The 4,661-nt window shown below is 45.6% G+C and carries 4 protein-coding genes and 1 pseudogene; all 5 read left to right on the forward strand.

What is annotated here, in order from left to right; all coding sequences use genetic code 11:
* The first annotated feature begins 67 nt into the window (after positions 1–67).
* Positions 68–1,159: pseudogene (locus IT393_03600) on the forward strand (hypothetical protein).
* Positions 1,160–1,169: 10 nt separating this feature from the next.
* Positions 1,170–1,841, forward strand: coding sequence for a hypothetical protein (locus tag IT393_03605; GenBank protein MCC7201739.1), 672 nt, complete (start codon positions 1,170–1,172; stop codon positions 1,839–1,841).
* Between the two features lies 1 nt (position 1,842).
* Positions 1,843–2,040 (forward strand): hypothetical protein, encoded by a 198-nt coding sequence (locus IT393_03610; GenBank protein MCC7201740.1) that lies wholly within the window; start codon positions 1,843–1,845, stop codon positions 2,038–2,040.
* Between the two features lie 21 nt (positions 2,041–2,061).
* Positions 2,062–3,981 (forward strand): hypothetical protein, encoded by a 1,920-nt coding sequence (locus IT393_03615; GenBank protein MCC7201741.1) that lies wholly within the window; start codon positions 2,062–2,064, stop codon positions 3,979–3,981.
* Positions 3,982–4,208: 227 nt separating this feature from the next.
* The coding region (locus IT393_03620) for a hypothetical protein (GenBank protein ID MCC7201742.1) at positions 4,209–4,661 on the forward strand (453 nt) is incomplete at its 3' end.

Consider the following 4,661-nt stretch of genomic DNA (forward strand, 5'->3'; position numbering starts at 1 on the left):
ACACCGGCAGCACATGGAGGTGGATTATATACGGATTGAGAAGAGACAAGGGCAACCATGATCGGCAGTGGATGTTACATCCCCTGCATCAGGGGATCAGGTCAGCGGTGTTATAACTATCACGGTTGGTGCCACAGACAACCAGTCCGGTATCTTTAGTGTCAGCCTTCTTGTGGACGGACAGTTAGAATCAACCACTTCATTGTTTCCTTACACCTTTGAACTTGATACACTGGCCATTGCTGCGGGGGTGCATACCCTAACGGCGAGGGCCACAGCTGGGGCAGGCAATCAGGCAGAGGAAAATATCAATGCAGATATCCTCCGTCAGTTTCAGTTGCAGATTACATCTCCTGCAGATGGCGCCACAGCGAATAAATCACCTCTGCTGGTTAAAGGAAGGGTGATTAACAATCTTCAGGAAGCAGGTGTGGTGGTAAACGGCGTGATAGCAAATGCCTATGGGAATGAGTTTGCAGGAGAGATATATCTACAGGAGGGGCTGAACACCATCACAGCAACTGTCACAGACGGTGCGGGGCTGGAGGTCAGCGCCTCAATCTCTGTGACCTTTGTGCCGGAAGTCTCCCCGCTCTCGCTGATCGCCATACCAACAAGCGGTACCCAGCCCTTGGATGTGACCCTGGAGGTTGAGACATCCATAACAAATCCCGTGGCAAACTACCAGTGGGACACCAATGGTGACGGCACAATTGATCAGAGCAGCCGAACACTGTCAACAATAACCATTGTTTATCAGACCCCTGGCATCTACATCCCGAAGATCATTGTTACAGATAGTCTCGGCAACCAGTATGAGAAAACCACGGTCATCACCATCCTCTCTGCTGCTAACATGGATGCACTTCTTCGAGCCAAGTGGGAGGGGATGAAGGGGGCGCTTATTGCAGGGGATATTGAAACCGCATTAACCTATTTTACAGAGAGGTCACAGGAGAAATACCGGATGGGTTTTGAACTCCTCTCGGGGCAGTTCTCCAATATTTTCAGTAGACCTGAGGAGTTTAGATTGGTTTCTATCATAGAAAATGAGGCAGCTTATGAAAATATTGTGGTTGAAGAAAGTGGTCAACGATATTCATATCCTGTGACATTCATAAAGGATCGGGAAGGTATATGGAAGATAAAGAGTTTTTAGAGGGATTAAGATGAAGGGGAGAATTCTCTTTGTATTGATATTCGTTGGATACTTTATAATCTGGACCACAGATTCTGCCTTTGCGGTGAGTATTGGTAGATATAAAATAGAAAAGGTTGACTTTGGCCCCTATCGGGGGAAGATTGTTGATGCGGAGATGAAGGAACCTATTGAGGGGGTTGTAGTGGTTGCAGAGTGGGGACGGAAGACGGCCGGAATCCTTGCTGCTGGGACAAAGTTTATGGATGCACAAGAGACGGTAACAGATAAGAATGGAGAGTTTTATATTCCTGGAATCTGGGTGTTTAATCCCTGGAGGCATATTGTGGCAGATGTTACATTGTATATCTATAAAAGTGGGTATACATATAAAGAGATGGGTCCTTTTAATAAATGGAATGAGGTAACCCCTGAGAAAATTAGAGAGAAATTTGATAGCGAAGTTATTGAAAAGGTAGACCCCAAGACAAGGGGAGAGGTGTTTGATAAATATGGAGGGGTTATTGATATTGTCAATGGGAAACCGGTGATTATTTTGAGGAGAATGACAATGGAAGAAAGACAACAGCACCCCCCCCCTTCTCCCTCTGCGCTTATACCCTTTGAAGAAATAAAAAAACTGAAATTGTACATAGAAGAGGTCAACAAAGAAGAAAAGGCTTTAGGTAAAGAAGGTCACTGATATGAAGAGGAGACTTAGCATGCTGAGAAAAATCAGACTATTTATTCCTGTTATTATTTTATATCTATTTTATTGTTCTATTAATGTCGCGGCGTGGGATGATGATCCGACTCATCAAGACTTGTCAGAGAAGGCTGCTGAACACTCTATATTAAGTCCTTTAAGAGGGGACTATTTGCAATATCTCGGATTTAAATAGAATCTAAAGGAAGGATTAGTTTTGAATGAGGAAAAGAAAAGAGTTGAGGAATGGATTAGTACTGGTGCGAAAGAGGAAGACGCTGCCACTCTGTGGACATTTTTAATGCAAACATCCCCTTACTATAATCACTATCATAACGCTCTGAAGACTGGGGATCAATGGAATCAGGCCGGATTGGATGATTATGTGGGCCTCGTCCATGTAACCGGGAAGTCCTCCATCCTCTGGGCTCTTGATATCGATGCCAACGATTGGAGTTGGTCCGATGTAAGAGCCTTCTATGGCCTTGCCTTGACCTCCTCAACAGAGACAGAACGTCAGGCCAACTTTGCAAAAACCTTTAAAGGATTGGGCCACCTGATGCATCTAATCCAGGATGCTGCCCAACCGGCCCATGTCAGAAATGATGCTCATCCATTAGATGGTCTTGAGGTATTAGAAGGATTAGAAACCTGGGCAAAAAAGAATCGGCTATTAGTGACCGGTATTGCCTCAAGTCCATCATTTCCAGGTATTTCATTAGCCACCTCTCTTGGCAGCTATCCGCCGATGACCCAGTTATGGGATACTGACTTATATACGGGTTCTAATCCTTCCACTTCTTTAACTCTCGGTCTTGTCGAGTATACCAACGCAAACTTTGCCAGCGATGACACCATATTCACCGAAAGTTTCCCTCCAGACCATCGGAAATATTTTCCCTATCCAAGAAAAGCAAGCATGGAATTATATGAACAAGATAATTCAGGTAATGGTGATTTAAGAAATTATTTCAGAAAAATCTATGATGGGGAGACCGTAGAGCATTTTGCTGTAGCAGGCCGTCTTTACAAATACTTTGGTGAATGGCCGGAGGTTCAAAGGAATTTTGTTAGCCTTGATAATCAATGCCATAAGGATTATGCGGAGAAACTGATCCCTCGTGCCGTAGGGTACTCCGCAGCGTTAATAGACTACTTTTTCCGTGGGGAATTAGACTTTGTAGTAGATGAAGGTGATAAAACGGATGGGGCCAAAGGGATAAGGGTCTATAATCTATCGGATGAAGAGATGGCAGGAACTTTTAGTCTCTATTACGACACGGCAGATGGGAACAGACATCCCCTGGGCTCGTGGGAACTCCTTATTGCACCCCAGGGAATAAGCCCAACACTCAGTTTCATCTTCCCTGGAAATAATATAGAAGAACACCGGTATATCCTGGTCTTCAGGGGCATGATGGGGATGGAGCAAGGCGCTGTGGCCGGGTATATCCATGGCGGTGGGTGGCGGGAGGAGTGGGATGCCGGTTTACATGATAATCACAACTGGGTTTATAGTGAGACGGATTTGGCAGGCCAGAACCCAAACAATGGAGTAACTATTAATGAGATTGTAAACGGAAGGCTTGTCAAAGAGAATATCAGATACGCCGGTTCTGATATGGCCCGCCTCAATGAGGCCTACATTGGAGTGGCCGATGACTTCATCAACGGGACTTACTATCTTGGGGGGTATGCCATCCCGTATGATTTTACCGACCGGTTTCCGATAGAGGTGACCACTGATGCCCGGCTTAATCTCAAGATCGATGCCATGAGCATCAATGAGCAGATTCCGGCGCAATCCTGTGCAGTAACAGAATGGCCTACGGGAGATTATCAGGGGATAGTCTTTTATTTTCGCTTCGGTAATGACAGTACCCGCAAGATGGTCCTTACAACTTCAGGGCATGAGAGCCTTATCTGGCCCACCACGGTTATTCCTCTCGATGTGGACTATTCCGTCAAAATACATGACATGCTTTCTGCATGGGGTGGTATTACGGAGCCTGTATATTTGGATGGCATCAATATAGTCCAGAATATGTGGAACCTGTGTGACCCTTCCCAGGTAGAACACAGCCAGCACATGGAGGTGGATTATATACGGATTGAGAAGAGACAAGGGCAACCATGATTGGCAGTGGCCATTACCATTCATGGGCAAACACAGCGTTTTTTCGTATTAGGACTGTCTAAAAACTGTGCTGAAGTAAGGAAAAAGCTGTTTTTACCTGGACATATTTTACTTGACAATCCCTGCAAACTACGCCAACATACTATCCATACAGAGTTTACACCACGAATTTCCATCTATCAGGCTATTATAATAGCTGAACTCAAACCCAATGATGGAGAAAAACCATGCCAAAGAAATCCTTCCTAATCCTTATCCTTTTGTTTTTGATGCCTCTTTTTACGATGGTTGCACCTGTCGGCGCACTGGTCGTCTCCTCTGACCCTTTTGATGCAACAGATCGTTATTCCATTCTTCTCCCAGCCTCTGACGGGAGCATAACCTATGCCCAGGCTAAGGTTAAAGCGCCTGAGAATATTGCTATAGGGCCGGGAGAGGTCTGGGCGCTTGTCAGGTATAAACTGCCTCCGGCAGAAGGTGGCAAGACCTTTTATTCTGCCGTATCTCAACCCCTCTCCATTCAGGGACTAAGCCAGTCTTCACCTGCCCTGATCAGTTTTGATTTCTCAGCAGACCCCATACCCCCTGCTGCCTTTTACCGGACACTTATGATCTACTATCAGGATGAGCCTTCAAACGAACCCCTGTTGATTGCGAAATATGCCCCCGAGCAACTACTC

The organism is Nitrospirota bacterium (assembly GCA_020851375.1).
In the GTDB taxonomy this organism is placed as follows: Bacteria; Nitrospirota; 9FT-COMBO-42-15; order HDB-SIOI813; family HDB-SIOI813; genus RBG-16-43-11.

Excerpts from the sequence above, each read along its gene's own strand:
- IT393_03605 (MCC7201739.1), top strand. The coding sequence starts at position 1,170 with ATGAAGGGGAGAATTCTCTTTGTATTGATATTCGTTGGATACTTTATA.
- IT393_03610 (MCC7201740.1), top strand. The coding sequence starts at position 1,843 with ATGAAGAGGAGACTTAGCATGCTGAGAAAAATCAGACTATTTATTCCT.